This is a genomic window from Mucilaginibacter sp., assembly GCF_028288105.1.
Classification (GTDB): Bacteria; Bacteroidota; Bacteroidia; order Sphingobacteriales; family Sphingobacteriaceae; genus Mucilaginibacter.
In genome coordinates, this window is sequence record NZ_JAQBOI010000232.1 from 1 (window position 1) to 2,561 (window position 2,561).

Sequence of the window (2,561 nt, forward strand, 5' to 3'; positions counted from 1 at the left end):
CTTCTGTAACGGTTACCAGTTCGCCGTTATAACGTAATATATTTCCTACTTTAATTTCAGATGCCTTTGCCATGAAAATGCGATTATAATTTGAATGCGAAGATAGATTAAGTTATGTTAAACATACAGATAAACTTTAAAATCCTTCATTTTCAAAACAGTGGTTGATAGTATCAATAACATATAAATCCACAAATAAGCTTACCCAGAGGGTTAAAAAGTATCGCTATCTTAACAAATAATTCACATGTAAGTGCTTTCTTGCACCGGAATATATTATGATGAAAGCACTTTTTACCACCATTATCTTTTTTGTTATAATTAGCAAGAGTTTTGCCCAGCCCGGGCCAAAACCCGATTATAAATTAGTAAATGCTAATAATTGGGTAAAGTCTAAAAACTATTATCTGCTCACCTTATTTGAGCAGGATAAATCCGTGAATGTCCTGTTGAAAAACGATGATGTTCTTGCTAAGCTTACTCAGATTAAATTGGCAGCATTGCAAACATCACTTACTACATGTAAAGATGCCCTGTGCTTGCCGGCAGCACTTAAATTTACTAATGATGAGATACAGGCAGTAAGTAACCGCTTAGCCGCCTTATATAAAAATGGTAACGCATTAGATGTTTTAGTTAAAACACATCTGATCCCATCAGGGAATTACATTACTTACAAAAACGTAACACCCGCTCAATTGCTGGTAAAAGCATGGGAGCAGGATGCCGCCGCTGTAAACTATACCATTGGTGTGTATGGAGAAGGCAAAAAGCCTAATTATCCTGTTATAGATTCCATAAGCTATAATGTTAAAGCAAAAGGATATTATACTTTAATGTACGATTGTTCTACCGTTATATCAGGCGATGTTGCCAACACCCGTTTATTTTTTGAGCCCGCTTTACAGACAGCTTTAACTTATTTAGAAATAAACGAAAGACAGGATGCCGCGAATTACGAACCCATGGCCACTACTGTTAATAAGGCAGCCTATAATAAGGTGAAACTTATTAAATGGGCAAGTTATCCGTATTCGCACATTTTGGTACCGGGTGCAGGTCCTGACAATTTAACTACGCCATTAAGCGGTGAAGGGATGTTACGCTGCCGGCTTGCAGCAAAGCAGTATTTGGCAGGTAAGGCACCATTCATTGTGGTTTCTGGTGGTAGTGTGCATCCGTTTAAAACGAAGTATAACGAAGCTTTTGAAATGAAGGTTTATTTAATAAAAACCCTTCATATACCCGAGAGTGCTGTTATAATTGACCCCCACGCCAGGCATACTACAACCAATATCCGTAATGATGTTAGGTTGATGTTTAGATACGGTATCCCAATGAATAAGCCGGGATACATTGTGACAGACAAGTCTCAAACCGATTTTATATATAACATGGCCGGCCGTTGCGAAAAGGAGTTGGGCTATGTGCCTTACAAACTGGGTAAGCGTGTTTCTGAAACTGAACTGGAATTTTATCCTGTATTAGAATCATTGCAGATAGACCAGGATGAACCACTTGATCCGTAGAATCATGAAAAGAAATTTACTACTGTTTATTACTATTGTTTTAACGCTATCTGCATTTGTTAACGCATCAATTACTGTTAAGCTTGACCGCTCCATAACGGTAGATTCTCTGGGCGCTTGCCAGGGTATCTCTTATCAAAAAGGACGGATCTTTTTATACGGCGACCGTGAAGTTGGGATGATACGGGAGTTTAAAATGGTGAATGACAGCCTGGTTTACCAGCATAAAGAAGTAAAACTAACCCAAAACGGGCAGGATGTTATTAATCATCCAACTGGTATAGCGTATAACGGTAATTCCCCCACATTTATAGGTAACTCTATCCGCCTTAATACAGAAGGGACTAAATGGAGGGCGGTTATTTATTGTGTGGATTGGAACGGTCTCTTAAATTCGGGCTCGCTGGATGGCAACCTTATTAATACTATTGAAGATGACGCCTGTATACAAGGCGCAAGGCCCGAGTATGTTAAATACAACAATAAATGGTATGTAGCTACTGCAGATTATGGCGACCATGGTAACGAAGTAAGGTTATACGATCCTGAAAAGTTAAAAAGCGCATCAAAAACAAGCGAGAAAGGCGTGTTGTATAAAAAATTCACCTGTACACCCTGGGTGCAAAATTTGCATTGGATAGCAGATAAAGGCCAGCTGGTACTCATCCAAAATAAAATAGAGGGCCGCCAATGGCGCTTTACTTATATCGACCTTAAAAAATCAATAGAAACAGGTAAGCAAGTGGTTATTAGCCAGGCAGATGAAATAAACCGCCCGGACGAATTAGAAGGATTTTCATTTACCGGAAGCCCTAATCAGGGAATTGCTGTGACCTCATCACGTAAAAATAATGTAAATTTTATTCGTGCACAGCAGTAGGCAGTAAGCTACTCTCCATTTGGCCAACCGGAACATATTGTTAATATAAACTTAACTATAAAGTGTCCTTTACTTAAGATAGCATCAATAGCTTTGTTGACATGATTGCAATGCGGCATTGGTTTGAATGTGATTTTGATACAATACGCTGC

Annotated in this window: 2 protein-coding genes; both read left to right on the forward strand. The window is 38.8% G+C overall.

Going from position 1 to position 2,561, the window contains the following annotated elements:
- Positions 1-278: 278 nt before the first annotated feature.
- Positions 279-1,529: a YdcF family protein gene (locus JWQ85_RS15900; RefSeq protein ID WP_299469715.1), complete on the forward strand. Its 1,251-nt coding sequence runs from the start codon at positions 279-281 to the stop codon at positions 1,527-1,529.
- Between the two features lie 4 nt (positions 1,530-1,533).
- Positions 1,534-2,409 (forward strand): hypothetical protein, encoded by an 876-nt coding sequence (locus JWQ85_RS15905; protein WP_299469717.1) that lies wholly within the window; start codon positions 1,534-1,536, stop codon positions 2,407-2,409.
- Positions 2,410-2,561: the final 152 nt, after the last annotated feature.

Excerpts from the sequence above, each read along its gene's own strand:
- JWQ85_RS15900 (WP_299469715.1), top strand. The coding sequence starts at position 279 with ATGATGAAAGCACTTTTTACCACCATTATCTTTTTTGTTATAATTAGC.
- JWQ85_RS15905 (WP_299469717.1), top strand. The coding sequence starts at position 1,534 with ATGAAAAGAAATTTACTACTGTTTATTACTATTGTTTTAACGCTATCT.